Below are 24,146 nucleotides of genomic sequence, written 5' to 3'. Positions count from 1 at the left end.
CGGGTCCCTGCAGGAGGGCCGTTCCAGCACGTCACGCGGCTCGGCGCGGGTGCCCGCGGCGGTGGCGCGGGGTCACGAGGGCGTCACTAGCAGCCCGTCACGACCTCCGCGAGCCCACGGCGAACTGTCCCTCCGCGTGTATAGATTTGCGTCCTGGCTCCCCCGACTGTGCGGAGGTGCGTGATGGGCCTGGGTCCTGACGAGCTGAGGGCGCGGCGCGAGCGTGACGTCGCCTCGCTGCTCAGCCAGATCTCCTACCTCGAGGAAGAGATCGGCCTGCTCCGCCGCAAGGTGGCCGACAGCCCGCGCCAGGTGCGCGCGCTGGAGGAGCGGATCGCCGAGGCCGAGGGGCGTGCGGCCTTCCTCTCCGAGCGCAACGACAAGCTGGCCGGCACCCTGCGTGAGGCCCGCGAGCAGCTGGTCACGCTCAAGGAGGAGGTCGACCGGCTGGGCCAGCCGCCGTCGGGCTACGGCGTCTTTCTCACCTCCTACGACGACGGCACGGTCGACGTGTTCACCGGCGGCCGCAAGCTGCGGGTCTCCGTCTCGCCGAACGTCGAGGTCGAGGGCTTGCGCACCGGGCAGGAGGTCATGCTCAACGAGGCGATGAACGTCGTCGAGGCGCGCGACTTCGAGCGGCAGGGCGACGTCGTCATGCTCAAGGAGCTGCTCGAGCCGGTCGACGGCGTCACGCCGCGCGCGCTGGTCATCGGCCACACCGACGAGGAGCGCGTCGTCTACCTCGCCGACTCGCTCAGCGACCAGCCCCTGCGCGTCGGCGACTCGCTGCTGCTGGAGAGCCGGTCGGGGTACGTCTACGAGCGGATCCCCAAGAGCGAGGTCGAGGAGCTCGTCCTCGAAGAGGTCCCCGACATCGACTACGCCGACATCGGTGGGCTCTCGCGGCAGATCGAGCAGATCCGCGACGCCGTCGAGCTGCCGTTCCTGCACGCCGACCTGTTCCGCGAGTTCCAGCTGCGCCCGCCCAAGGGCATCCTGCTGTACGGCCCGCCCGGCTGCGGCAAGACGCTGATCGCCAAGGCGGTCGCCAACTCGCTGGCCAAGAAGGTGGCGGCGGTCAAGGGCGAGGGCGTCAACCAGGCGAAGTCCTACTTCCTCAACATCAAGGGCCCGGAGCTGCTCAACAAGTACGTCGGGGAGACCGAGCGGCACATCCGCCTGGTGTTCCAGCGGGCACGGGAGAAGGCCAGCGAGGGCACGCCGGTCATCGTCTTCTTCGACGAGATGGACTCGATCTTCCGCACCCGCGGCTCCGGCGTCTCCTCCGACGTCGAGTCGACGATCGTCCCGCAGCTGCTCAGCGAGATCGACGGCGTCGAAGGCCTGGAGAACGTCATCGTCATCGGCGCCTCCAACCGCGAGGACATGATCGACCCGGCGATCCTGCGGCCCGGCCGGCTCGACGTGAAGATCAAGATCGAGCGGCCCGACGCCGAGGCGGCGCGCGACATCTTCAGCAAGTACCTGGTGCCCGAGCTGCCGCTGCACGCCGACGACCTCGCCGAGCACGGCGGCAACCGCGAGTCGACGATCGCCGGGATGATCCAGCGCACCGTCGAGCGGATGTACACGGAGAGCGAGGAGAACCGCTTCCTCGAGGTCACCTACGCCAACGGTGACAAGGAGGTCCTGTACTTCAAGGACTTCAACTCCGGCGCCATGCTGCAGAACATCGTCGACCGCGCGAAGAAGATGGCGATCAAGGAGCGGCTGGAGACCGGCACCGGCGGGCTCCGCGTCGGCCACCTGATGCAGGCTTGCCTCGACGAGTTCAAGGAGAACGAGGACCTGCCCAACACGACCAACCCCGACGACTGGGCGCGGATCTCGGGCAAGAAGGGCGAGCGGATCGTCTACATCCGCACGCTCATCAGCGGCAAGGGCAACGAGGCCGGGCGCGCCATCGACACGGCGACGAACACCGGCCAGTACCTCTAGCGCCGACGACGGACGGCCCGGCCACCTGCGCGGTGGCCGGGCCGTCCGTCTGCCTGCCGGCAGCCCGTCTGTCGGGGCTCGTCCGTCGGGGCTCGCGACGATCAGGGGACCTGATCGCGGCGTGTCCTCCCTCACCGCACACCGCGAGGACGGACACGTCACGGTGAGGGAGGACGGCGTAAGGAGTCCGGAACCCCGGACGCCGGTCGGGCGGGTCAGCCCAGGGAGAGGACCTGGCCGGGGTAGATGAGCCCCGGGTCGGCGCCGATGACGTCGCGGTTGGCGTCGTACACGGCGCGCCAGTCCAGGCCGGCGGCGGCTGCGATCCGCGAGAGGGTGTCACCGGCCTGGACCGTGTACTGCTGTCCGGCGTCGGCCGGAGCAGGGGTGGGCGCGGGGGCGGCCGGTGCCGGGGCGGGTGCCGGTGCGGCGGCGCTGCCGGCCTTGTCGGCCTCGGTGAGCCCGAGCTTCGCCGAGCAGGCCGGCCAGGCGCCCCAGCCCTGCGCCGCGAGGGTCTTCTCGGCGATCGAGATCTGCTGCTCGCGCGTCGCCAGGTCGGCCCGCGCGGCGTACTCCAGGCCGCCGAACGCCTCCCAGGTGGGCTGGTAGAACTGCAGGCCGCCGTAGTAGCCGTTGCCGGTGTTGATCGCCCAGTTGCCGCTGCTCTCGCACTGCGCGAGGCGGTCCCAGGTCGCGCCGTCGGCGGCCGCGGCGGTGCCCGTGCCGAGGAACGGGGCGATCAGCGCGGCGCCGGCGACGGCGACACCCGCGGCGCCGCGGCGGAAGGAGCGGGTGGACGGGCGGGGAGTGCTGCGGTTGGTCATGACCCTCTCGAACGGCGGGCGCCCACGCGACCGACCCGCGACGGGGCAGCACGGTCCACCCACGGTGCCGGATCGATGGAGAAGGAGCGCGGCCGCTGGGCGGAGAGGGCGCGCGGCGCGTCCTGAGGGTGCGGCGGACCGGCTCGACGGCCGACATCCGTGCACGACCCCGATGACCGCTCGGTGCGGCCGGGGCGTCACCGAGGCTACGGAAGGGTTCCGGCATGCGCCAGGCCGCGGCTCGATGCCGGCGCCGGGCCCGCGGACGGGACCGGCCTAGGGTTGGGCCATGAGCGTGCGGCGGGTCATGGGCACCGAGGTCGAGTACGGCATCTCGGTGCCGCGGCAGCCGGGGGCCAACCCGACGACGCTGTCCAGTCTCGTGGTGAACGCATGGGCGGTGGCCGAGGCGCCGACACCCCGTCGTCCCCGCTGGGATTTCGAGGAGGAGTCGCCGCTGCGGGACGCCCGCGGCTTCGACCTGACCCCCGCGCAGGCATTGGACCACAACGACCTCGACGAGGACTCCGGGATGGCCAACGTCATCCTGACCAACGGCGCCCGGCTCTACGTCGACCACGCACACCCGGAGTACTCGACGCCTGAGGTGACCACCCCGCGCGACATCGTGCTGTGGGACAAGGCCGGGGAGCGCGTCATGGCCGAGGCCGCCCGTCGTGCCGCGCAGATCCCCGGCACCCACCCCATCCAGCTGTACAAGAACAACACCGACGGCAAGGGCGCCTCCTACGGGGCCCACGAGAACTACCTGATGGACCGCCGGACGCCGTTCATCGACATCATCCGCGGGCTCGTGCCGTTCTTCGTCACCCGCCAGGTGTTCGCGGGGTCCGGCAAGGTCGGCATCGGGGTGGAGAGCCGGACGGCGGGCTTCCAGCTCTCGCAGCGTGCCGACTTCTTCGAGGTCGAGGTCGGCCTGGAGACGACGCTCAAGCGGCCGATCATCAACACGCGCGACGAGCCGCACGCCAACCCCGACGAGTACCGCCGTCTGCACGTGATCATCGGGGACGCCAACCTCGCCGAGCTGTCGACCTACCTCAAGGTCGGGACGACGTCGCTCGTCCTCGCGATGATCGAGGCGCGCGTGCTGCCGCCGGACCTGGCCGTCGAGGAGCCGGTGGCCGAGCTGCAGGCGGTCAGCCACGACCCCTCGCTCACCCACCGGGTGCGGCTGCGCGACGGCCGGCGGCTGACCGCAATCGAGGTGCAGCGGCTGTACCTGGAGCGGGCCGAGCGCTTCGTCGAGACCCGCGGGGAGCGCGACGAGCAGACCGACGACGTGCTGCGCCAGTGGGCCGCGGTCCTCGACGACCTCGAGACGGACCCGATGCGGCTGGCCGACCGGCTGGACTGGCCGGCGAAGCTCCGCCTGCTGGAGGGCTACCGGTCGCGCGACGGCCTGGAGTGGAACGACTCCCGGCTGCAGCTGGTGGACCTCCAGTACTCCGATGTCCGGCCGGACAAGGGGCTGTACAACCGGCTGGTCGCGCGCGGTGCCATGAAGCGCCTGGTCACCGACGAGGAGGTGACCCGGGCCATGGTGATGCCCCCCTCGGACACCCGCGCGTTCTTCCGCGGCGAGTGCCTGCGCCGCTTCCCCGCGCAGATCGCCGCGGCCTCCTGGGACTCGGTCGTCTTCGACCTGGGCCGGGAGAACCTGGTCCGCATCCCGACGATGGAGCCGCTGCGCGGCACGCGGGAGCACGTGGGCGCGCTGTTCGAGGCCTCGGCGACGGCCCAGGAGCTCGTCGACACGATCACCGGCCCCTGACCGGTCGTCCACAGTGCGGGGAGGCGTCCACCGGTTCCGGTCGGCGGACGCCGGATGTCGGTGCCGGCGGGTAGTTTCCTGACCAGCACCAGCCACTTGACGGACCGGAGGGCAGCATGGCCACCAGGGACACCGGCGGGCAGCAGAAGGCGACGCGGTCGCGCGAGGAGAACGAGGAGATCGAGGCCTCGGTCGACTCCGAGGTGGCCGAGCGCCACGAGAAGATGTCCGAGGACGTCGATTCCCTTCTCGACGAAATCGACGACGTGCTCGAGGAGAATAGTGAAGAGTTCGTGCGTAGTTACGTACAAAAAGGGGGCCAATGACCAAGATCATCTTCTTTCGGGAAGGTGATTCATGGACACCAAGTTCTGCCGCGACTGCCGGGCACACCGCCCCGTGTCCGACTTCAGCAGGAACAAGAGATCGCGCGACGGGCTTGCTTTCTATTGTCGGGCTCACCTGGCGGAGCGGACTGCGCGGAGCCGTGAGGCTCGTCGATTGCAGCCGCGCAAGAACCGGGCGGTCCCACCGGACCTCCACGTACCAGAAGGGTCCAAGTGGTGCCCCGACTGCGGCGAGGTCAAGACCCTTGAGCAGTTCCCGAGGACGCGGGCGTCCCGGTCCGGGCGGGCCACCTACTGCCGGCCCTGCCACAACGCTCGGGGCCAGGCTTCCCGCGCGAAAGTGGGCGGGGCACGTACGTACCACCTCACGCGGAGGTACGGGCTGACCGCGCGGGAAGCCGACCTCATGCTCGAGGAGCAGAACGGCGTGTGCGCCATCTGCCGTGCGGCGCCGGCCCAGCACGTCGACCACGACCACGCCACCGGCGCGGTCCGGGCGCTGCTGTGCTTCAACTGCAACGGGGGGCTCGGTCAGTTCCGGGACGACCCCTGGCTGATGCGCATGGCCTCCTTCTACGTGGAGCACCACATGCAACGGCAGGCGATCGCCGTGCTCCAGGCTGCCGGCGCCGAGGACCCGGACAGCCAAGCCGACGTCAGTGGCCGCCGGTAGGGTCCCTGGGGACGTCCGGGACCGCGTCCGAGCAGCACAGCGCGGCGTCCGGCAGAGCAGCGGTGCACGCCAGCGGGAGCAGGCGGGAGAGGCGGATGGGTGAACGAGTCGTCAGCTGGCCGGAGCGGGTTCCCGCCCGCTTACCTGGACCGGGTGGGTTCCTCGTTCACCGACTTCCTGGCCGCCTCCTCACCCGACCTGCTCCCGGGCCGCCGGCCGGTCCCGCAGCTGCCCGTGGGTGACATCGCGCCGCACGGCACCACGATCGTCGCCGCCACCTACGAGGGCGGCGTGCTCATGGGCGGCGACCGCCGGGCCACCATGGGTAACTACATCTCCAGCCGCGACATCGAGAAGGTCTACCCGGCCGACTCCTACAGCGTCATCGGCATCGCGGGTGCGGCGGGCATCGCCATCGAGATGGTCAAGCTCTACCAGGTCGAGCTCGAGCACTACGAGAAGATCGAGGGGCTCACCATGTCCCTCGACGGCAAGGCCAACCGGCTCGCCCAGATGATCCGCGGCAACCTCGGCGCGGCGCTGCAGGGGCTCGCCGTCGTCCCGCTGTTCGCCGGTTTCGACCTCGACGCCGCCCCGGGCGCGCTCCCGGGCCGCATCTTCAGCTACGACGTCACCGGTGGGAACTACGAGGAGCGCGGCTACGCGGCCGTCGGCTCCGGCTCGCTGTTCGCGCGCAACAGCCTCAAGAAGACCTGGCGCCAGGGCCTGGACGCGGCGGCGGCCACCCGAACCGTCGTCGAGGCGCTCTACGACGCCGCCGACGACGACTCCGCCACCGGCGGCCCCGACCCGGTCCGGCGGCTCTACCCGATCGTCTACCGGGTGGACGCCGAGGGCGCGATCCGGCTCACCGACGCCGAGATCGCCGCCGTCGCCGACGCCATCGTGACCGAGCGCGCCGCCGCCGAGCGCGAGAACTCCGCCGGGGAGGCCTGAGCCATGACCATGCCGTACTACGCCTCCGCCGAGCAGGTCATGCGCGACCGCTCGGAGTACGCCCGCAAGGGCATCTCCCGCGGTCGCAGCGTCGCCGTGCTCACCTACGCCGACGGCGTCCTGCTCATCGCCGAGAACCCCAGCTCCACGCTGCACAAGATCGGCGAGATCTACGACCGCATCGGCTTCGCCGCGGTGGGCCGCTACAGCGAGTTCGAGAGCCTGCGGGTCGCCGGCGTCCGCCTCGCCGACGTCCGCGGCTACTCCTACAACCGGCGCGACGTCACCGGCCGGGTGATCGCCAACGCCTACGCCCAGACCCTCGGCGCGATCTTCACCGAGCAGATGAAGCCCTACGAGGTCGAGCTGTGTGTCGCCGAGGTCGGCGAGACCCCCGAGCACGACCAGCTCTACCGCCTCACCTTCGACGGCTCGGTCGTCGACGAGCCCGACTTCGTCGTGATGGGCGGGCAGGCCGAGGCCGTCACGGCCCACCTGCGCGAGAACTTCCACCCCGGCATGGGGCTGGCCGACGCGCTGCGGGTCGGCGTCGACGCGCTCTCCGCCGTCAGCCCGGCCACCGCCGGGGCCGGCGACGGCGGGCCGACGCGGCTGACCGCCCACCAGCTCGAGGTCGCCGTCCTCGACCGCCGGCGGCCCAAGCGGGCGTTCCGACGGATCGTGGGGGCCGCCCTGCACAGCGTGCTCGGCGACGGCGAGACCGGCGACGACGAGACCCCCACCTCGGGTCACGTGCCGAGCCACCCGGCACCCGGCACGCCCGCGGGGCTCGGCGACCCGGCCGCCCCCGACACCGCCGGCGGCGTCACCGACACCGGTGAGGGGCACCCGCAGACCGAGGGCTGACCCGCTCCGGCGGGGTAGGGGAGGGGCATGCCGCACTACGACCTCAACGACGACGCGTTCGCCCAGGCGAAGAAGCTCATCGACCGCGGGGACGTGGACGACCGGACCGAGTGGTCCGACGCCGCGCCCTCCGCCGACGACGGAAACGCCGAGATCGAGGCGCACGGCTGGACGGGCTACGCGGCCTGGCACCTCGCCATCGACCCGGACGCCGGCGAGGAGACCAAGAAGCGCTACCACTTCCCGTACGGCGACTTCTCCAGGGTCAACCGGGCGGCGCTGATCCACGGCAAGCAGCGGGCGTCGCAGAACGGGCACGACGAGATCGAGCGCGCGTTCGACGACCTGCTGCAGCGGCTCGACGCGAAGCGGTAGCGGCCCGCCGGTCCGGCGGTAGGCCGCTGTCGCTCCCGGCGCCTAGTCTCGGAGCGTGGACCGACGGATCTTCGGGATCGAGACCGAGTACGGCGTCACGTGCACCTTCAAGGGGCAGCGCCGCCTCTCGCCGGACGAGGTCGCCCGGTACCTGTTCCGGCGCGTGGTGTCGTGGGGGCGCAGCTCCAACGTCTTCCTGCGCAACGGCTCACGGCTCTACCTCGACGTCGGCAGCCACCCCGAGTACGCGACGGCCGAGTGCGACGACCTCTCGGAGCTGGTCGTCCACGACAAGGCCGGCGAGCGGATCCTCGAGGGCCTGCTCGTCGACGCCGAGCAGCGGCTGGCCGAGGAGGGCGTCACCGGCGACATCTACCTGTTCAAGAACAACACCGACTCGGCGGGCAACAGCTACGGCTGCCACGAGAACTACCTCGTCGGCCGGCACGGGGAGTTCGGCCGGCTCGCCGACGTCCTGATCCCGTTCCTGGTCAGCCGGCAGATCGTCGTCGGCGCCGGCAAGGTGCTGCAGACCCCGCGGGGCGCCCTGTACTGCGTCAGCCAGCGCGCCGAGCACATCTGGGAGGGCGTGTCGTCGGCGACCACGCGTTCCCGGCCGATCATCAACACCCGCGACGAGCCGCACGCGGATGCGGAGCGCTACCGGCGGCTGCACGTCATCGTCGGCGACTCGAACATGAGCGAGACGACGACGCTGCTCAAGGTCACCATGACCGACCTCGTGCTGCGCATGATCGAGGCCGGCACCCCGATCCGGGACATGACGCTGGAGAACCCGATCCGGGCCATCCGCGAGATCAGCCACGACATGACCGGACGCCGCAAGGTACGGCTGGCCGGCGGCCGCGAGATGTCGGCCCTGGAGATCCAGTCGGAGTACCACAGCCGGGCCATGGAGTTCGTCGACCGCGAGGGCTGCACCCCGGTCCACCGGCAGATGCTCGAACTGTGGGGCCGGGTGCTCAAGGCCGTCGACAGCGAGGACCTCGGCCTCATCGACCGCGAGATCGACTGGGCGATCAAGTACAGCCTGCTGGAGCGCTACCGGGCCAAGCGGGACCTCCCACTCTCCTCGCCGCGCATCGCGCAGATGGACCTCGCCTACCACGACATCAGCCGCACCCGCGGGCTGTACTACCTGCTCGAGCGCGCCGGCCAGGTCGACCGGGTGGCGCACGAGCCGCGCATCTTCGAGGCCAAGAGCGTCCCGCCGCAGACCACCCGCGCCCGCCTGCGGGGCGAGTTCATCCGCAAGGCCCAGGAGAAGCGCCGCGACTTCACCGTCGACTGGGTGCACCTCAAGCTCAACGACCAGGCCCAGCGCACCGTGCTGTGCAAGGACCCGTTCAAGGCCGTGGACGAGCGCGTCGAGAAGCTCATCGCCTCTATGTGACGTGTCCGAGTGGGCCCCGGAGGGGTCCGCGATGGACGCGTCGGACACGCCCTGCGAGGGACGTGCTGCGACGCGGGGCCGGAGGCCCCCCGGCGCGGCACGTCGGCTGGGCTCAGCGCAGCGGGGGGACGGCTCGTGGCCGCGGTGTCAGCCGGAGGCTGACGAAGCGAGGGGTGCTTGCAGGGCGGCGTAGCGGCCGGCTGCCGCGGCCGCCAGGAAGTAGGCGCGCTCCTCCGGGTAACCGCGACCCATCGTCCGCAGCGGCACCGGCGAGAGGCCCAGCGCCGCGTCCAGCCCGTCGGTGTCCACCCAGACGACGGTGTTGCGCTCGGGCTGGCCCGCCAGGTCCTCGTCCACCTGCCCGCCGAGCTCGGACGAGAGCCCGCGCGGCGCCACCAGCGCCACCCCGCCCAGCGCCACCCGCCCGAAGGCGGTCAGCGAGTGGTGGGAGACCCCGCGGTGCCGTGGGCGGGGGTCGGCGTCGGAGATGCGCAGCGCTCCGACCGGCACCCCGCCCAGCACGCTGACCGCGTTGCAGGCCTCACCGGCGGCCACCCCGGAGAAGCCCCACGGCGTCCCCGTCCCCAGGTTCCCGGGCCCCTGGCTGACGATCGCCAGGTCGGCGCGGAGCACGTGCCGGGCCGCCAGCAGCCCGGTGTGCAGGGTGACCGCCTCCAGGTCGCCGCCGTAGGCCTGCCCCACCGTGACGACGCCGGCCAGCGAGGGCTTGAGCGCCCCCACGGTGCGGGAGAACGCCGCCGGCAGCGCCCCGCCGTCGGTCATCACGTAGGCGACCCTGAGGTCGGGGTCGGTGGCGAGCATCCCGATCAGGACCGCCGGCAGCGCCGAGTGCAGGTCGGCCACCACGACCGGCATCCCGCCGAGGTCGTCGGCGTCGGCGATCGTCGCGTGGTGCTCGGTCTCCTGCTCGTCGACGCCCTGCACCATCACCTGCAGCGGTGTGTACCGGGCCTTCACCAGGTGCCCGGGGCCCTCGGGGTCCGGCGGCAGCCGGTCGGGGACGGCGACCACCAGCGCGTAGCCCCCGGTGCCCAGGCCCCGCGCCAGGGCGGTGGTGTTCAGCAGCACGTCGTCGCCCACCTCGGGGACGCCGACCAGCGAGGGGTGGGCCAGTGCGCGGAGCTCGCCCTCACCGCCCACCTCGACGGTCAGCTCCAGCGCGTCGGGCCAGGACCGGCCGGTCGCGGTGACCCGGCCGCGCCGCCAGCGGATCCGGGACGCGGGCGCGGAGGCAGCAGCACGGGTCATACCGGCAGGCTATCCAGCGGGCCGCGGACCGGCCGGGCGGCGACGGGGCGCCGGCGGGCTGACTAGCCTGAGGGCCATGGCGGCCAAGCGGGCGGAACGACTGGTCAACCTGGTCATCGCGCTCCTGAGCACGCGCCAGTACGTGACGGCGGCGCGCATCCGCGCCACCGTGCCGGGCTACGAGGTCGACGACGGCACGGACCGGGCCGACGAGGCGTTCAAGCGCATGTTCGAGCGCGACAAGGCCGAGCTCCGCGAGATGGGGGTGCCCCTGGAGACCGGGCGCACCAGTGCCTTCGACACCGAGGACGGCTACCGCATCGCCCGGGCCGACTACGAGCTCCCCGAGATCCACCTGACCGGGGAGGAGGCAGCTGCCGTGGGCCTGGCGCTGCGGCTCTGGGAGTCCGCGCAGCTCGCCGGCGCCGCGCAGGGCGCCCTGGTCAAGCTCCGGGCGGCCGGGGTCGACGTCGACTCCTCCCGCGCGTTGCCCATCAAGCACCGGCTGGACCGCGGCGAGGCGGCCTTCGAGCCCTGCTACGCCGCCGCCCGCGACCGGCGCCGTCTCCAGTTCGACTACCGGCGCCCCGACGAGGACGCCGCCGTCCGCCGGGACGTGCAGCCCTGGGGCGTCGTCGCCTGGCACGGCCGCTGGTACATGGTCGGTCAGGACCTCGACCGTCAGGCGCCACGGGTGTTCCGGCTCTCCCGCGTGGTCGGCACCCCGAAGGCCGTCGGGCGGGCGGGCGCCTTCGAACCGCCGGCCGACCTGGACCTGACCGCGGTCGTCGCCGGCCAGCAGGTGCAGGGGGAGGAGCACCTGGTGGTCGTCCGGGCACGCCCCGGCACGGCCGTGGGGCTGCGCCGGCACGCCACCTCCCTCGGCCCGGCCGACGACGGCACCGGCCAGGTGGAGGACCGGCTGCAGCTGCGCACCACCGAGCCCTGGGCGCTCGCCGACCAGATCGCCGCCTACGGCGCGGACGTCGTCGTCGAGGCCCCGACCACGATGCGGGAGGCCGTGATCGCCCGGCTGACCCGCCTGGCCGCCATGGAGGTGCACGCGTGACCGCCGGCGCGACCACCGACCGGATGACCCGGCTGCTGGCCCTCGTCCCGTACCTCACCGCCCGCCCCGAGGGGGTGCCGCTGGCCGAGGCCGCCCGCGACTTCGGCGTCCCCGAGCGGCAGCTGCAGCGCGACCTCGAACTGCTGTGGATGTGCGGGCTGCCCGGCTACGGCCCGGGCGACCTGATCGACGTAGCCTTCGAGGGCGACCGGGTGCGGGTCACCTTCGACGCCGGCATGGTGCGGCCGCTGCGCCTGACGACGGACGAGGCGGTCGCGCTCGTCGTGGCCCTGCGCACCCTGCTGGAGCTGCCCGGTCTCGTCGAGCGGGAGGCGGTGAGCCGGGCCCTGGCCAAGGTCTCCGCGGCCACCGGTGACGCCGCGGCGGGGACGGCGCCCCTGGCGGTGAGCGTGGACGCGCAGGAGGAGACCCTCGCGATCGCCCGCCGCGGGCTGCAGGAGGGGCGCGCGCTCCACCTGCACTACTACGTGCCCGCCCGCGACGAGCGCACCGAGCGCACCGTCGACCCGATGCAGCTGCTGTACGTGGACGGCCACTGGTACCTGGAGGCCTGGTGCCGGCGGGCCGAGGGCGTGCGGCTGTTCCGGCTCGACCGGGTCGACGAGGCCACGGTGCTCGACGAGCCGGCCGCCGCACCGCCCCAGGCCACCAGCCGCAGCATCGACGACAGCCTGTACCAGCCCGGGCCCGAGACGCCCGCCGTCCGGCTGCGGCTGTCCCGCAGCGCCCGGTGGGTCGCCGACTACTACCCGACCGAGGACCTCACCCCCGTCGACGACCCACCCGGCGGGCTCGCCGTCACGGTCCGCACCGCCGACCTGGCGTGGGCCCGGCGGCTGGTCGCCCTGCTGGGCGGCAACGCGGTCGTGGAGGAGCCGGCCGAGCTCGGGGCGCAGGTCGCCGCCGAGGCCCGCGCCGCCCTGGCCCGGTACGGGGTGCCCTCCGGCGGCGCGGGCTAGGGTTCCGCCGTGGTGTTCTGGATCGTCCTCGCCGTCGTGGTCCTGCTGGCGCTCGTCGTCCTCGGCGTGCTCGTCCACGGCGTGCTCGGGTCGTTCGGCCGGCTGACGCGCGAGCTGACGGCCGCGCAGGACGACGTCGCCCCCGTGCGCGCGGAGCTGCAGCAGTCCGCCGACCACGCCGCCCGGCTGCGCGACGCCCGGACGACCGCCGGCTGAACGGCCGGCGAACTCGACCGGCCGGCGGCTCCACCTCGCGCGCAGACCTCTGGGAATCGCCGCGAGGCGGCGTAGCATCACCGCAGCAACCACACCTCTGGAGGACGCGCCATGGCCGGACTCGGCCCGCTGGAGATCGGTCTGATCATCCTGGCCATCCTGTTGCTCTTCGGGTACAAGAAGCTGCCTGACGCCTCGCGGTCCCTGGGCCGTTCGCTGCGCATCTTCAAGGGCGAGATGAAGGGCATGAAGGACGACGACGTCCGCACCAAGGACGCCGCGCGCACCACGCCGGTGCGCGGGGAGATCGTCGCGCCCGCGTCGCCGGCGTCGGACGACCTCGGCGCCCAACTGCAGGAGGAGGCGCGGCAGGCCGAGCTCCGGGCCGCGGAGCTGCGGGCGCAGGCCGAGCAGGCCCGCGCGGCCGACCGCTCCCGCTGACCGCACCGCACCCGGGGGGACGGCGGTGAGCGAGGCGACCCGTGGCGCGCGCCGGCGCCGGCGGCCGCCGCGCGACGCGCAGGCCACGATGAGCCTGATCGCGCACCTCACCGAGCTGCGCAACCGCATCCTCAAGGCCGGGCTGGCGATCCTCGTCGCCACCGCGATCTCGTTCTGGTGGTACGGGCACGGCCTCGGGGAGTTCATCCGTGCCCCGTACTGCGGCCTCCCCGAGGAGCTGCGCTACGGCGGGGACGACGCCGGGGGCTGCGGCCTGCTGATCACCAACGTCTTCGGTGGCGTGTTCATCCGCCTCAAGGTCGCCTTCCTGGCCGGCGTGGTGCTCTCCGCGCCGTTCTGGCTGTACCAGCTGTGGGCGTTCATCACCCCCGGCCTCAAGCGCAACGAGAAGCGCTACGGCGTGGGCTTCGTCGTCGTCTCCTCGACCCTCTTCGCCCTCGGCGCCGTGCTCGCCTACGTCTCGCTCTCGGCCGGCCTGGAGCTGCTGCTGAGCCTCGCCGGCGACGGCGTCGTCGTCGCGCTCACCGCCCAGGACTACATCGGCTTCGTGCTGTCGCTGCTGGTCGCCTTCGGCGTCAGCTTCGAGGTGCCGCTGATCGCCGTCGCGCTGAACCTCGCCGGCGTGCTGAGCTACGAGGTGCTGTCGAAGAGCCGCCGGTGGATCTTCTTCCTCACCATCGTCTTCGCCGCGTTCGTGACGCCGACGCAGGACCCGTTCACCATGCTGCTGATGGCCGGCCCGATGATCGTGCTCTTCGAGCTCGCCATCCAGCTCGCCCGCGTCGTCGACCGGCGCCGGGCCCGGCGGGCCGCCGCGGAGCACTTCCACGACCTGGGTGACGACGAGGCCTCGCCGCTGGACGCCCGCCCCTCGGAGCTGGAGGAACCGGTCGAGCACTCGCCGTCGGCCCGCGGCTGACGGCGGTGGATGTCGCGGTCCTCGTCAGCCCGGCGGCCGGGCGCGGCCGCGCCCTCACCGCGAGCCGGTCGGTCCTCGACGCGCTGCGCGAAGAGGGGGTGGTGCCCCGGGTGCTCGACGCGACCACCCGGCCCGACGCCGAGCGCCAGGCGGCGGAGGCGATCGCCGGGGGCGCCGGAGCCGTCATCGCGGTGGGCGGTGACGGCGCCGGGCACGCGGCGCTGCAGGCGGTCGCGGGGTCGGCGGTCCCGCTCGCCGTCGTCCCGGCGGGCACCGGCAACGACCTGGCCCTGGCCCTCGACGTTCCGGCCGATCCGGTGGTGGCCGCCCGCGCCGCCGCCCGCGACCTGCTGGCCGGGCGCCACCGGGCGGTGGACGCGGGGCGCGCCGCCGGCCGCTGGTGGGCCACCGTGCTGTGCTGCGGGTTCGACTCGGCCGTCACCGACCGCGCGAACCGGCTGCGCTGGCCTCGGGGCCGGCGCCGCTACGACGTCGCCGTCCTGGCCGAGCTGGCCCGGCTGCGCCCGTATGACGTGACGCTCTCCCTGGACGGCGAGACCCGCACGCTGGCCGCCACGATGGTCGCCGTCGGCAACACCGCCTGGTACGGCGGCGGTCTGCGGATGTGCCCGGGCGCCGACTGCGCCGACGGGCTGTTCGACGTCACCGTGGTCGGGCCCGTGACGCGCCGCGAGCTGGTGCGCACCCGACCGCGGCTGGCCGACGGCAGCCACGTCGGGCACCCCGCGGTGACGGTGCACCGGGCGGCCCGCGTGGAGCTGTCGTGCGCCGGCGTCAGGACCTATGCCGACGGGGAGCTGATCGGGCCCCTGCCGGTGGTCGTCGAGTGTGTGCTCGCCGCCGTCCGGATCGCCGGCGCCGGGCCCGGCGATGATCAGCTGACCTGATCATGCGGTGTCCTCCCTCAGCGCAGGCGCTCAGGGAGGACGCGCCACGATCAGGGAAGCTGATCGTGGCGAGCCGATGGCCCGGGGCGCGCCTAACGTGGGGGCATGTCCAGCCCCGCTGAGCGGTACGCCGCAGCCCGGCGGCGGACCTCCCACCCGACGCTGGCCGACTTCACCGCCGAGCTCGGCTTCTCCCTGGACCCGTTCCAGGTGGAGGCGTGCGAGGCGCTGGAGGAGGGCTCCGGCGTCCTGGTCTGCGCGCCCACCGGCGCCGGCAAGACCGTGGTGGGCGAGTTCGCCGTGCACAAGGCTCTCGCCGAGGGGCGCAAGGCCTTCTACACGACGCCGATCAAGGCGCTGTCGAACCAGAAGTACAACGACCTGGTCAAGCGCTACGGCGCCGACCGGGTCGGCCTGCTGACCGGCGACAACGCGGTCAACGGCGACGCCCCGGTGGTCGTGATGACCACCGAGGTGCTGCGCAACATGCTCTACGCGGAGTCCCCGGCGATCCACGGTCTGGGCTACGTGGTGATGGACGAGGTCCACTACCTCGCCGACCGGTTCCGCGGCGCCGTGTGGGAGGAGGTGATCATCCACCTGCCCCAGTCGGTCACCCTGGTCTCGCTCTCGGCGACGGTGAGCAACGCCGAGGAGTTCGGCGACTGGCTGGTCACCGTGCGCGGCCACACCAAGGTGGTGGTCAGCGAGGTGCGGCCCATCCCGCTGTGGCAGCACATGCTCGTGGGCAACCGGGTGTTCGACCTGTTCTCGCTGCGGCCCGCGGCGCACGCCGGGGAGCAGGGCGAGGGGCCCCGGCCGCTGTCCACGCGGGAACGCGGCGCCTCCGTCGTCGACCCGGAGCTCGTCCGCTACGTGCGGGAGCACGAGCGCCGCCTGGACACCTGGGGCGGCAACGGCCGCCGGGAGGGCCACCACCGGCCCCGGTACCGGCCACCGGCGCGGTCCGACGTCGTCGAGCGCCTCGACCGGGCGGGGCTGCTGCCGGCGATCACCTTCGTGTTCAGCCGCAACGGCTGCGACGCCGCGGTCCACCAGTGCCTGCTCAGCGGGCTCCGGCTCACCGACGAGGCCGAGCGCGCCGAGATCGCGGCGATCATCGACGAGCGCACCGGCTCGCTGCCGGAGGAGGACCTGCACGTCCTCGGCTTCTGGGAGTGGCGCGAGGGCCTGCTCGCGGGGCTCGCCGCCCACCACGCGGGGCTGGTCCCGGCGTTCAAGGAGACCGTCGAGGAGTGCTTCGTGCGCGGCCTGGTCAAGGCCGTGTTCGCCACCGAGACCCTGGCGCTGGGCATCAACATGCCGGCGCGCACCGTCGTGCTCGAGCGGCTGGTCAAGTGGAACGGCGAGGCGCACGTCGACGTCACGCCGGGGGAGTACACCCAGCTCACCGGCCGGGCGGGTCGGCGCGGCATCGACGTCGAGGGGCACGCCGTCGTCATCTGGGCGCCCGGCATGGACCCGAGCGTCGTGGCGGGGCTGGCCAGCACCCGCACCTACCCGCTGCGGTCGTCCTTCCGGCCGAGCTACAACATGGCGGTCAACTTGGTCGGCTCGTTCGGGCGGGCTCGCGCCCGCGAGCTCCTGGCCAGCTCGTTCGCGCAGTTCCAGGCCGACCGCTCGGTCGTCGGGCTGGCCCGGGCCGCTGCCCGCCACGAGCGGGACGCCGAGGAGTTCGCCGCCCACATGCACTCCGACCGGGGCGACGTGGGCGCCTACGCGCTGCTGCGGCGGCAGATCTCCGAACGCGAGAAGGAGCTGTCCCGCGACTCCCAGGCCAAGCGGCGGATCGAGGCCGCCGACGCGCTGGCCGCGCTGCGCCCCGGCGACGTCATCCGGGTGCCCACGGGACGGCGGCAGGGGCTGGCCGTCGTCCTCGACCCCGGCATCACCGACCTGGCCGATCCGCGGCCGCTGGTGCTCACCGAGGACAAGTGGGCGGGCCGGCTCGGCTCGGTGGACTTCCCGACGCCGGTGCAGGCCCTCGCGCGGGTGCGGTTGCCCAAGAACTTCAACCACCGCAGCCCGCACGCCCGCCGCGACCTCGCTTCGACGCTGCGCAACGCCCGGGTGGAGCACGACCTGGGCGCCCGGCGGGTGAAGAAGGGCCGCTCAGCGGCGGCGGACGACCCGGTGCTGGAGGACCTGCGGCAGGCGCTGCGCAACCACCCCGTCCACCAGCTGCCCGACCGGGAGGAGCGGGTGCGGGTGGCCGAGCGCTGGCTGCGGGCGGTCCAGGAGGCGGAGTCGCTGCAGCGGAAGATGGCCGAGCGCACCGGCTCGCTCACCCGGCAGTTCGACCGGACCTGCGACGTCCTGGAGGAGCTGGGCTACCTGGTGCCGGAGGTGGCGCCGCTGGTGCCCGCCGACACGGAGGTGCTCGGGGCGGTCGACGACGTGCCCGTGATGACCGAGGACGGCCGGCGGCTGGCCCGCATCTGGTCGGAGTCCGACCTGCTCGTCGCCGAGTGCCTGCGCGAGGGGGTCTGGCGGGGGCTCGGCCCGGCCGAGCTGGCGGCCTCCGTCTCCACGCTGGTGTTCGAGGCCCGGCGGGACACCCCGGGGCTGCCCTCCGTGCCCGCCGGCAAGGTCGGCGCCGCCATCGGCGAGATGCGCGGCATCCGCTCCCGGCTGCAGGACGTCGAGCTCGACCACGACGTGCCCCCGAGCCGCGACCTCGACCTCGGGTTCGCCTGGGCCGCCTACCGCTGGGCCGACGGCCAGAGCCTGGACCGGGTGCTCGCGGGAGCCGAGCAGGCCGGCACCGAGCTCTCCGGCGGCGACTTCGTCCGCTGGGCGCGGCAGCTGCTGGACCTCCTGGACCAGCTCGGCAAGGTCGCCGACGAGCCGGTGGCGCGCACCGCCCGGGCCGCGGTGGAGCGGGTGCGGCGGGGCGTCGTGGCCGTCGCCGTCGGCGGCTGACCCGCGGCGTCGCCGGTCCCGCCGGCAACCGGTGCGGCAGGATGCGAGCGGCCCCGAGGGGGCACCCCACCGATCCGGGAGCGACGATGACCCACCCGCCGTACGGCGAACGGCCGCACGAGGGGACCGGGCGGCTCCCGCAGCCGGGCTGGCAGCCCTCGTCGCAGGGCCCGCGGCCCGCACCCCACCCGGGCTCCCCGCCGCACGGTGCACTCGGGTACGGGGGAGCTGCGTACGGGCCCCCCGCACACGTCGCACCCGGCTCTGGGGGCGCCGGGTACGGCTCGTCGGCGCAGCCGCCGCCGGACGGCCGGCGCCGGGCCACCCTGCTGCTTCTCCTCGCCGCCGTGGTCCTCGCGCTCGTCGCGGGGGTCGCGCTCCTGGCGACGGCGACCGGCCCGGTCGTGCTCTCCCGGTCGGCCGTCGAGCGGGACGTGGCCGCGCAGTTCGAGCAGCGCGAGGGCGTCGCCGTCGACCTGGACTGCGACCAGGAGATGCGCGTGGAGACCGGCGCCCGCTACGAGTGCACCGGCGTCACGGCGGACGACGAGGAGGTGACCCTGCGCATCGAGATCACGGACGCCGACGACGCCCGCTACACCTGGAGCGAGCGCTGACCGGGGGCTCAGCCCAGCACGTCGGCCGGCCAGCCCAGCGCGGCGCCCAGGCGGCCGATGGAGGACTGCAGGCCGTGCTGCTCGGCGAGCGCGGCCAGCGTCCCCGGATCGGCGGGGGAGCGGGGGAGCGCCCCGTCCACGGCGGGCAGGTCGACGTCCCGCGCGACGGCGACGACCACCGGCGCGGCGTCGAGGTAGTCCGCGGCCGCGTGCATCTTCTTCAGCACCGCTGCGGTCAGCGGCGGCGTCGGGACGACGGTCCGCGCCACGGCCGCCCGGATCCCGGCGAGGTCCCCGTACTCGTTGATCAGCGCGGCCGCGGTCTTCGCGCCCACCCCGGCCACGCCCGGCAACCCGTCGCTGGGGTCCCCGCGCAGCACCGCGAAGTCGGCGTAGGCCCGGCCGGGGATGCCGTACTTGGCGGCCACGCCGGCCTCGTCGACGTACTCGAGGTCGGAGATCCCTCGGGCGGTGTAGAGGATCCGGATCCCGCGGGCGTCGTCGACGAGCTGGAAGAGGTCGCGGTCGCCGGTGACGACGTCGACGGGCCCGCGGGCCCGGGTGGCGAGCGTGCCGATCACGTCGTCGGCCTCGTAGCCGGGGGCGCCCACCCGGGCGATCCCCGCCGCGGCCAGCACCTCGACCAGGACCGGCACCTGCGGGCCGAGCTCGTCCGGCGTCTCCTCACCGCCGTCGGGCGCCAGGCGGTGCGCCTTGTAGGAGGGCAGCGCCTCGACGCGGAAGGCCGGCCGCCAGTCGTCGTCCCAGCAGGCGACCAGCCGGTCGGGGCCGTGGGCGGTCACCAGGCGCGCCGTCATGTCCAGGAACCCGCGGACGGCGTTGATGGGCCGCCCGTCCGGGGTGGTGACGCTGGTGGGGACGCCGTAGAACGCCCGGAAGTACAGCGACGCGGCGTCCAGGAGCATGGTGGTCACGCGGCCGCCCCGCTGCCGCCGGGTGCCGTCGTCCGCTGAGACCTCGCGCGCTCGCCCACGTCCGCGGACGGTAGCGGTCTGGCAACGATTCGGGAGCAGCGCCGTCCCGCCTGGCTACTCTGCGCCGGTGGGAACCGTGACAGAACCGGCCGGAAGCGGCCCGCTCGTGAGCCTCGACCGCCTGCACGCCGCCCGCGCGGTCGCCGGCGAGCTGGGGATCGACCTCCTCGTGCTCACGCCGGGCGCCGACCTGCGCTACCTCTGCGGGTACGCCGCCCACGCGATGGAGCGGCTCACCGCGCTCGCGGTGCCGCGCAGGGGCGAGCCGTTCCTGGTGGTGCCACGGCTGGAGGCCCCGATGGTCGACGCCGGGCCCGCGGGAGCGCTGGGTCTCGAGGTCCTGGCGTGGGACGAGACCGACGACGCCTTCGCCGTCCTGGCCGGGGCCGCCGTCGGCCGCCTGGGCGCCGCGCCGGCGCGCGTCGCCGTCGGCTCCCGCACCTGGGCCGAGCACGCCCTCGGCGTGCAACGCGCGCTGCCCGGCGCGGTGCTGGAGCTCGCGTCGCCGGTCATCGACCAGCTGCGCATGGTCAAGACGCCGGCCGAGGTCGAGGAGCTGGCCCGGGCGGGCGCGGCGATCGACCGAGTGCACGCGCGCATGGGGGAGTGGCTGACCGTCGGCCGCACGGAGGCCGAGGTGGGCGCCGACGTCGCCGCGGCGATCCTCGCCGAGGGGCACGTCGCCGTCGACTTCACCATCGTCGGGTCGGGCCCGAACGGGGCCAGCCCGCACCACGAGCTCTCCGATCGCGTGATCGAGGCCGGCGACCTCGTCGTCGTCGACATCGGCGGCGAGACCGCCACCGGCTACCGCTCCGACTGCACCCGCACGTACGTCGTCGGCGGCAGCCCGGACGCCGAGGTCGCCGAGTGGTACGCGGTCCTGCACGCCGCTCAGCAGGCGGCGACCGCGGCGGTCCGCCCCGGCGTCCCCGCCGAGGAGATCGACGCCGCCGCCCGCCAGGTGATCGCCGAAGCCGGATGGGGCGGGTACTTCATCCACCGGACCGGCCACGGGATCGGGCTGGACTCCCACGAGGCCCCCTACATCGTGGCCGGCAACCCGCTCCCGCTCGAGCCCGGCATGGCCTTCTCCGTGGAGCCGGGCATCTACCTGCCCGGCCGCCACGGTGCCCGCATCGAGGACATCGTCGTCTGCACCGACGACGGCGTCCGCGTCCTGAACAACGGTCCCCGTGGCCTCGTCGAGCTCCCCGGCTGAGGGCGGCGCCGTCGACGTCGACCGGGCGCTCCTGGCGGCGCTGGCGCGCGACGGCCGCGCCAGCTTCACCGACCTCGCCGAGCGGGTGGGGCTCTCGGTCTCGGCCGTGCACCAGCGGGTGCGCCGGCTCGAGCAGCGCGGCCTCATCACCGGGTACCGGGCGACGCTGGACGCCACGAAGATCGGGCTGCCGCTGACCGCCTTCGTGTCGATCACCCCGACCGACGCGCAGACCGACGACGCCCCCACGCTGCTGGCCCACCTCGACGCCATCGAGGAGTGCCACGCGGTCGCCGGGGTGGAGAGCTACATCCTCAAGGTGCGGGTCGCCTCACCGGACGCCCTGGAGAACCTGCTCAAGGAGATCCGCTCCGCCGCGAACGTCACCACGCGGACCACGGTGGTGCTCTCCACGTCCTACGAGGCCCGGCCGCTGATCTGACCGGCGTGATGGCCTGGGGTGTGGCCGGACCGATGATTTCCCACCGCCGTGCTGGTCGGTACGCCGAACACCGACTTCGGAGAGGCCGACGCCATGCGGAGACTGACCTTCGGCATGAACCTGTCCCTGGACGGCTACATCGCCGCGCCCGGCGGCGACCTCGGCTGGGGCGTGCCGAGCGACGAGCTGTTCCAGTGGTGGTCCGACCGGGTCGGGGGAACGGGCACGGCGCTGTACGGACGCAGGCTGTGGGAGGCGATGAGCTCCCACTGGCCCACCGCCGACCAGCAGCCCGGGGCCGCACCGGCGCACAGGGAGTACGCCCGCCGCTGGCGGGACATGCCGAAGGTGGTGTTCTCCTCGACGACCAGCGCGGTCGACTGGAACGCCCGCCTGGTCACCGGCGACGCGGTTCCCGAGATCACCCGGCTCAAGACCGAGGACGGCGGCCCCATGGACGTCGGCGGCGCCACCCTGGCCGCGGCGGCCATGCGGGCCGGGCTGATCGACGAGTACGCGCTCGTCACCCATCCGGTCCTGGTGGGCCGAGGCACGCCGTTCTTCGCGGCCCTGGACAACTGGGTCGACCTGACCCTGGTGGAGACCCGGACGTTCCCCGGCGGCGTGCTCCTGGCCAGGTACGAGACCAGGCGCTGAGCGCCCGGTGCCGGTTCGAGGTGGGGTCCCGGCGCACACGACGTCCGTCGGCCCCCGTGGACATCTGTTCGAACATGTGTTCGGATGAGCGCATGCGGTGGGACGCGCAGCGGCTGGACCTCGAGGAGCCCGGGGCGCTCCCCGGCATGCCGAGCATCCGGGGGTTGCTGCGCAGCGTGCAGGTGCCGGAGTTCCCCGGGCTGACGTTCCACGAGGTGCGGTCGAAGAGCGCGCTGAACCGGGTACCGGGGGAGTCGGCGATGCCGTTCCCGTGGACCATCAACCCTTACCGTGGCTGCTCCCATTCGTGCGTCTACTGCGTAGGCGGAGACACGCTCGTCCTCACGGCGGACAGCCGCCAGGTCCGCATCGCGGACCTCGCGGTCGGCGACCGGATCGTCGGGACGGTGAAGCGCGGCCGGTACCGCTTCTACGTGGAGACCACGGTGCTCGCGCACTGGTCGACCCTCAAGCGCGCCTACCGCGTGACCCTCGCTGACGGGACGACCCTGGTCGCCAGCGGCGACCACCGCTTCCTCACCGGTCGCGGGTGGAAACGCGTCGCGGGTACCGGTGCGGGCGCCGGCCAGCGCCCGCACCTGACCTGCAACGACGAGATGCTCGGTTTCGGCAGCACCGTCGTGACGCCCGACGAGACGGTCGCGTACCGGCGTGGCTATCTCACGGGGATGATCCGTGGAGACGCGACACTCACGACGTATGGGTACCGGCGGTCCAACGGACGGCCGGGCGTCGTCCACCAGTTCCGACTCGCCCTGATCGACCTGGACGCCCTCCTCCGCACCCAGAGGTTTCTGCAGGAGGAGGGCGTCACGACTGCCCGGTTCGACTTCTCCCCGGCGTCGGAAGGGCGCCAGGCCATGCACGGCATCCGCGCCGCGCGCGGTCGTGCGATTGCGGACATCCAAGCTCTGGTGCGCTGGCCGGCCACCCCGCCGGCCGAGTGGAGGCGTGGCTTCCTCGCCGGCATCTTCGATGCGGAGGGGTGCCGCAGCCGACACGTCGTCCGGGTGAGCAACGCGGACGACGAGATGCTGGCGCAGACGAGCGCAGCGCTCGCCGCGCACGGGTTCGACAGCGTCCTCGAGGACCCAGGACGGCCCGACCGGGTCCGCACCGTTCGCCTGCGCGGTGGGCTGAAGGAGCACGTGCGGTTCATCCACCTGGTCGATCCCGCCATTCGCCGGAAATGCCGACTGCAGGGCACCGCGATCAAGAGCACGGCCGACCTGCGCGTCGCCGGCGTGGAGGACCTCGGCCTCCAGATGCCGATGTACGACATCACCACGGGCACCGGTGACTTCATCGCCAACGGCGTGGTCAGCCACAACTGCTTCGCGCGCCGGACGCACGAGTGGCTGGAGCTGGACTCGGGCCGGGACTTCGACACCCAGGTCGTGGTGAAGACCAATCTGGTCGAGGTGCTGCGGCGGGAGCTGGCCCGGCCGGCGTGGCAGCGGGAGCACGTCGCCCTCGGCACGAACACCGACCCCTACCAGCGCGCGGAGGGCCGCTACCGGCTGATGCCCGGGGTCATCGACGCCCTCGCGCGGTCGGGCACGCCGTTCTCCGTCCTGACGAAAGGCACCCTGCTGCGCCGGGACGTGCCGCTGCTCTCTGCAGCGGCCCGCGACGTACCTGTCGGGCTGGGCGTCTCCATCGCCATCTGGGACGACGACCTGCACGCCGGCCTGGAGCCCGGTGTCCCCACGCCGCGGGCACGGCTGGAGCTGGTCCGCGCCCTCGCCGACGCCGGGCTCCCCTGCGGGGTCTTCCTCGCGCCCGTCCTGCCGGGCCTCACCGACTCCCCGGAACGCCTGGACACCGCGCTCGGGGCGATCGCCGCGGCGGGCGCCACCGGGGTGACGGTCATCCCGCTGCACCTGCGCCCGGGGGCCCGGGAATGGTTCATGGCCTGGCTGCGCCGCAGCCACCCCGAGCTGGTCCCGAGCTACGAGCGGCTCTACGCGCGCCGGGCCTACGTGCCGGCGGAGTACCGCACCTGGCTCGCCCGGCAGGTGGCCCCGCTGCTCGCCCGGCACGGGCTGGACCGCCAGCGCGGCGGCGCGGCCCGGAAGGTCGAGGTGGCTGGCGTCCCCGGCGACGAGGAGGTCGGCTTCCCCGCCGGCAGCCTGCCGTCGCGGGTCACGGGTGGGCGGCCCCCCGACGCACCGGCCGGCCCGGCCGAGCAGCTGACCCTGCTGTGAGGGGGCGG

At 73.5% G+C, this 24,146-nt stretch carries 23 protein-coding genes; 20 read left to right on the top strand and 3 right to left on the bottom strand.

Annotated elements, in window-relative coordinates; genetic code table 11:
• Positions 1 to 183 precede the first annotated feature (183 nt).
• Positions 184 to 1,959: a proteasome ATPase gene (gene arc / locus ACI79P_RS12500; protein ID WP_456581374.1), complete on the top strand. Its 1,776-nt coding sequence runs from the start codon at positions 184 to 186 to the stop codon at positions 1,957 to 1,959.
• A 215-nt stretch (positions 1,960 to 2,174) separates the two neighbouring features.
• Here the strand turns inward: arc and ACI79P_RS12495 are convergent, their stop codons facing one another.
• Positions 2,175 to 2,783, bottom strand: coding sequence for a transglycosylase family protein (locus tag ACI79P_RS12495; RefSeq protein ID WP_456581373.1), 609 nt, complete (start codon positions 2,781 to 2,783; stop codon positions 2,175 to 2,177).
• Between the two features lie 289 nt (positions 2,784 to 3,072).
• On the opposite strand from ACI79P_RS12495, the gene dop reads away from it, so the two are divergent.
• From dop to pafA, 7 genes are all read left to right on the top strand, one after another.
• Complete coding sequence (gene dop / locus ACI79P_RS12490; RefSeq protein WP_456581372.1) at positions 3,073 to 4,578, top strand: depupylase/deamidase Dop; 1,506 nt, start codon at positions 3,073 to 3,075, stop codon at positions 4,576 to 4,578.
• A gap of 116 nt (positions 4,579 to 4,694) precedes the next feature.
• Complete coding sequence (locus tag ACI79P_RS12485) at positions 4,695 to 4,904, top strand: ubiquitin-like protein Pup (protein ID WP_456581371.1); 210 nt, start codon at positions 4,695 to 4,697, stop codon at positions 4,902 to 4,904.
• A 427-nt stretch (positions 4,905 to 5,331) separates the two neighbouring features.
• Positions 5,332 to 5,598, top strand: coding sequence for an endonuclease VII domain-containing protein (locus ACI79P_RS12480; RefSeq protein ID WP_456581370.1), 267 nt, complete (start codon positions 5,332 to 5,334; stop codon positions 5,596 to 5,598).
• 153 nt (positions 5,599 to 5,751) lie between these two features.
• On the top strand, positions 5,752 to 6,555 hold the full coding sequence (gene prcB, locus ACI79P_RS12475; RefSeq protein ID WP_456581369.1) for a proteasome subunit beta: 804 nt from the start codon (positions 5,752 to 5,754) through the stop codon (positions 6,553 to 6,555).
• A 3-nt stretch (positions 6,556 to 6,558) separates the two neighbouring features.
• Complete coding sequence (gene prcA / locus ACI79P_RS12470; protein ID WP_456581368.1) at positions 6,559 to 7,422, top strand: proteasome subunit alpha; 864 nt, start codon at positions 6,559 to 6,561, stop codon at positions 7,420 to 7,422.
• Between the two features lie 27 nt (positions 7,423 to 7,449).
• Positions 7,450 to 7,797 carry a hypothetical protein gene (locus ACI79P_RS12465; RefSeq protein WP_456581367.1) on the top strand — a complete coding sequence of 116 codons (348 nt, stop codon included), beginning with the start codon at positions 7,450 to 7,452 and terminating at the stop codon, positions 7,795 to 7,797.
• Between the two features lie 55 nt (positions 7,798 to 7,852).
• Positions 7,853 to 9,211, top strand: a complete 1,359-nt coding sequence (gene pafA, locus ACI79P_RS12460; RefSeq protein ID WP_456581366.1) for a Pup--protein ligase — start codon at positions 7,853 to 7,855, stop codon at positions 9,209 to 9,211.
• Between the two features lie 147 nt (positions 9,212 to 9,358).
• On the opposite strand, the gene ACI79P_RS12455 is transcribed toward pafA, so the two are convergent.
• Positions 9,359 to 10,480, bottom strand: a complete 1,122-nt coding sequence (locus tag ACI79P_RS12455; RefSeq protein WP_456581365.1) for a DUF3866 family protein — start codon at positions 10,478 to 10,480, stop codon at positions 9,359 to 9,361.
• A gap of 76 nt (positions 10,481 to 10,556) precedes the next feature.
• On the opposite strand from ACI79P_RS12455, the gene ACI79P_RS12450 reads away from it, so the two are divergent.
• The 8 genes from ACI79P_RS12450 (at position 10,557) to ACI79P_RS12415 (ending at position 18,594) form a co-directional block, all read left to right on the top strand.
• Entirely contained in the window at positions 10,557 to 11,549 is a 993-nt protein-coding gene (locus ACI79P_RS12450; protein WP_456581364.1) for a helix-turn-helix transcriptional regulator, read from the top strand.
• A complete protein-coding gene (locus tag ACI79P_RS12445) occupies positions 11,546 to 12,529 on the top strand; it encodes a helix-turn-helix transcriptional regulator (RefSeq protein ID WP_456581363.1) in 984 nt (327 codons plus the stop codon). Before ACI79P_RS12450 ends, ACI79P_RS12445 begins: the two co-directional genes overlap by 4 nt.
• A 9-nt stretch (positions 12,530 to 12,538) precedes the next feature.
• Positions 12,539 to 12,745 carry a hypothetical protein gene (locus ACI79P_RS12440; protein ID WP_456581362.1) on the top strand — a complete coding sequence of 69 codons (207 nt, stop codon included), beginning with the start codon at positions 12,539 to 12,541 and terminating at the stop codon, positions 12,743 to 12,745.
• 111 nt (positions 12,746 to 12,856) lie between these two features.
• Complete coding sequence (gene tatA, locus ACI79P_RS12435; RefSeq protein ID WP_456581361.1) at positions 12,857 to 13,186, top strand: Sec-independent protein translocase subunit TatA; 330 nt, start codon at positions 12,857 to 12,859, stop codon at positions 13,184 to 13,186.
• A gap of 25 nt (positions 13,187 to 13,211) precedes the next feature.
• Positions 13,212 to 14,126, top strand: a complete 915-nt coding sequence (tatC, locus tag ACI79P_RS12430) for a twin-arginine translocase subunit TatC (RefSeq protein ID WP_456581360.1) — start codon at positions 13,212 to 13,214, stop codon at positions 14,124 to 14,126.
• A 5-nt stretch (positions 14,127 to 14,131) separates the two neighbouring features.
• Positions 14,132 to 15,034: a diacylglycerol kinase family protein gene (locus ACI79P_RS12425; protein ID WP_456581359.1), complete on the top strand. Its 903-nt coding sequence runs from the start codon at positions 14,132 to 14,134 to the stop codon at positions 15,032 to 15,034.
• Between the two features lie 105 nt (positions 15,035 to 15,139).
• A complete protein-coding gene (locus tag ACI79P_RS12420) occupies positions 15,140 to 17,977 on the top strand; it encodes a DEAD/DEAH box helicase (RefSeq protein WP_456581358.1) in 2,838 nt (945 codons plus the stop codon).
• Between the two features lie 347 nt (positions 17,978 to 18,324).
• On the top strand, positions 18,325 to 18,594 hold the full coding sequence (locus ACI79P_RS12415) for a DUF4333 domain-containing protein (RefSeq protein WP_456581357.1): 270 nt from the start codon (positions 18,325 to 18,327) through the stop codon (positions 18,592 to 18,594).
• An 8-nt stretch (positions 18,595 to 18,602) separates the two neighbouring features.
• On the opposite strand, the gene ACI79P_RS12410 is transcribed toward ACI79P_RS12415, so the two are convergent.
• Positions 18,603 to 19,520 (bottom strand): 5'-3' exonuclease, encoded by a 918-nt coding sequence (locus tag ACI79P_RS12410; protein ID WP_456581402.1) that lies wholly within the window; start codon positions 19,518 to 19,520, stop codon positions 18,603 to 18,605.
• Positions 19,521 to 19,695: 175 nt separating this feature from the next.
• Here ACI79P_RS12410 and ACI79P_RS12405 point away from each other — a divergent pair, with 175 nt between their 5' ends.
• The 4 genes from ACI79P_RS12405 to ACI79P_RS12390 all read left to right on the top strand — a co-directional run bounded on the left by ACI79P_RS12405 (position 19,696) and on the right by ACI79P_RS12390 (position 24,138).
• Positions 19,696 to 20,811 (top strand): M24 family metallopeptidase, encoded by a 1,116-nt coding sequence (locus tag ACI79P_RS12405; RefSeq protein WP_456581356.1) that lies wholly within the window; start codon positions 19,696 to 19,698, stop codon positions 20,809 to 20,811.
• On the top strand, positions 20,786 to 21,253 hold the full coding sequence (locus tag ACI79P_RS12400) for an Lrp/AsnC family transcriptional regulator (protein ID WP_456581355.1): 468 nt from the start codon (positions 20,786 to 20,788) through the stop codon (positions 21,251 to 21,253). The genes ACI79P_RS12405 and ACI79P_RS12400 overlap by 26 nt, the downstream gene beginning before the upstream one ends.
• Before the next feature lie 48 nt (positions 21,254 to 21,301).
• Positions 21,302 to 21,910 carry a dihydrofolate reductase family protein gene (locus ACI79P_RS12395; protein ID WP_456581354.1) on the top strand — a complete coding sequence of 203 codons (609 nt, stop codon included), beginning with the start codon at positions 21,302 to 21,304 and terminating at the stop codon, positions 21,908 to 21,910.
• Positions 21,911 to 22,002: 92 nt separating this feature from the next.
• On the top strand, positions 22,003 to 24,138 hold the full coding sequence (locus ACI79P_RS12390) for an intein-containing Rv2578c family radical SAM protein (RefSeq protein ID WP_456581353.1): 2,136 nt from the start codon (positions 22,003 to 22,005) through the stop codon (positions 24,136 to 24,138).
• Positions 24,139 to 24,146: the final 8 nt, after the last annotated feature.

The sequence above is a fragment of the Blastococcus sp. SYSU DS0510 genome (genome assembly GCF_054050835.1).
The sequence above is the reverse complement of the archived record's forward strand: the minus strand, read 5'-3'. Positions and strand labels throughout refer to the sequence as shown.

What these genes read in the sequence shown, in the direction of transcription:
- ACI79P_RS12495 (WP_456581373.1), bottom strand. Translation starts at nt 2,783, where the DNA reads ATGACCAACCGCAGCACTCCCCGCCCGTCCACCCGCTCCTTCCGCCGC.
- prcA (WP_456581368.1), top strand. Translation starts at nt 6,559, where the DNA reads ATGACCATGCCGTACTACGCCTCCGCCGAGCAGGTCATGCGCGACCGC.
- tatA (WP_456581361.1), top strand. Translation starts at nt 12,857, where the DNA reads ATGGCCGGACTCGGCCCGCTGGAGATCGGTCTGATCATCCTGGCCATC.
- ACI79P_RS12410 (WP_456581402.1), bottom strand. Translation starts at nt 19,520, where the DNA reads ATGCTCCTGGACGCCGCGTCGCTGTACTTCCGGGCGTTCTACGGCGTC.
- arc (WP_456581374.1), top strand. Translation starts at nt 184, where the DNA reads ATGGGCCTGGGTCCTGACGAGCTGAGGGCGCGGCGCGAGCGTGACGTC.
- ACI79P_RS12420 (WP_456581358.1), top strand. Translation starts at nt 15,140, where the DNA reads ATGTCCAGCCCCGCTGAGCGGTACGCCGCAGCCCGGCGGCGGACCTCC.
- dop (WP_456581372.1), top strand. Translation starts at nt 3,073, where the DNA reads ATGAGCGTGCGGCGGGTCATGGGCACCGAGGTCGAGTACGGCATCTCG.
- ACI79P_RS12455 (WP_456581365.1), bottom strand. Translation starts at nt 10,480, where the DNA reads ATGACCCGTGCTGCTGCCTCCGCGCCCGCGTCCCGGATCCGCTGGCGG.
- ACI79P_RS12480 (WP_456581370.1), top strand. Translation starts at nt 5,332, where the DNA reads ATGCTCGAGGAGCAGAACGGCGTGTGCGCCATCTGCCGTGCGGCGCCG.
- ACI79P_RS12390 (WP_456581353.1), top strand. Translation starts at nt 22,003, where the DNA reads ATGCGGTGGGACGCGCAGCGGCTGGACCTCGAGGAGCCCGGGGCGCTC.
- ACI79P_RS12485 (WP_456581371.1), top strand. Translation starts at nt 4,695, where the DNA reads ATGGCCACCAGGGACACCGGCGGGCAGCAGAAGGCGACGCGGTCGCGC.
- ACI79P_RS12465 (WP_456581367.1), top strand. Translation starts at nt 7,450, where the DNA reads ATGCCGCACTACGACCTCAACGACGACGCGTTCGCCCAGGCGAAGAAG.
- ACI79P_RS12450 (WP_456581364.1), top strand. Translation starts at nt 10,557, where the DNA reads ATGGCGGCCAAGCGGGCGGAACGACTGGTCAACCTGGTCATCGCGCTC.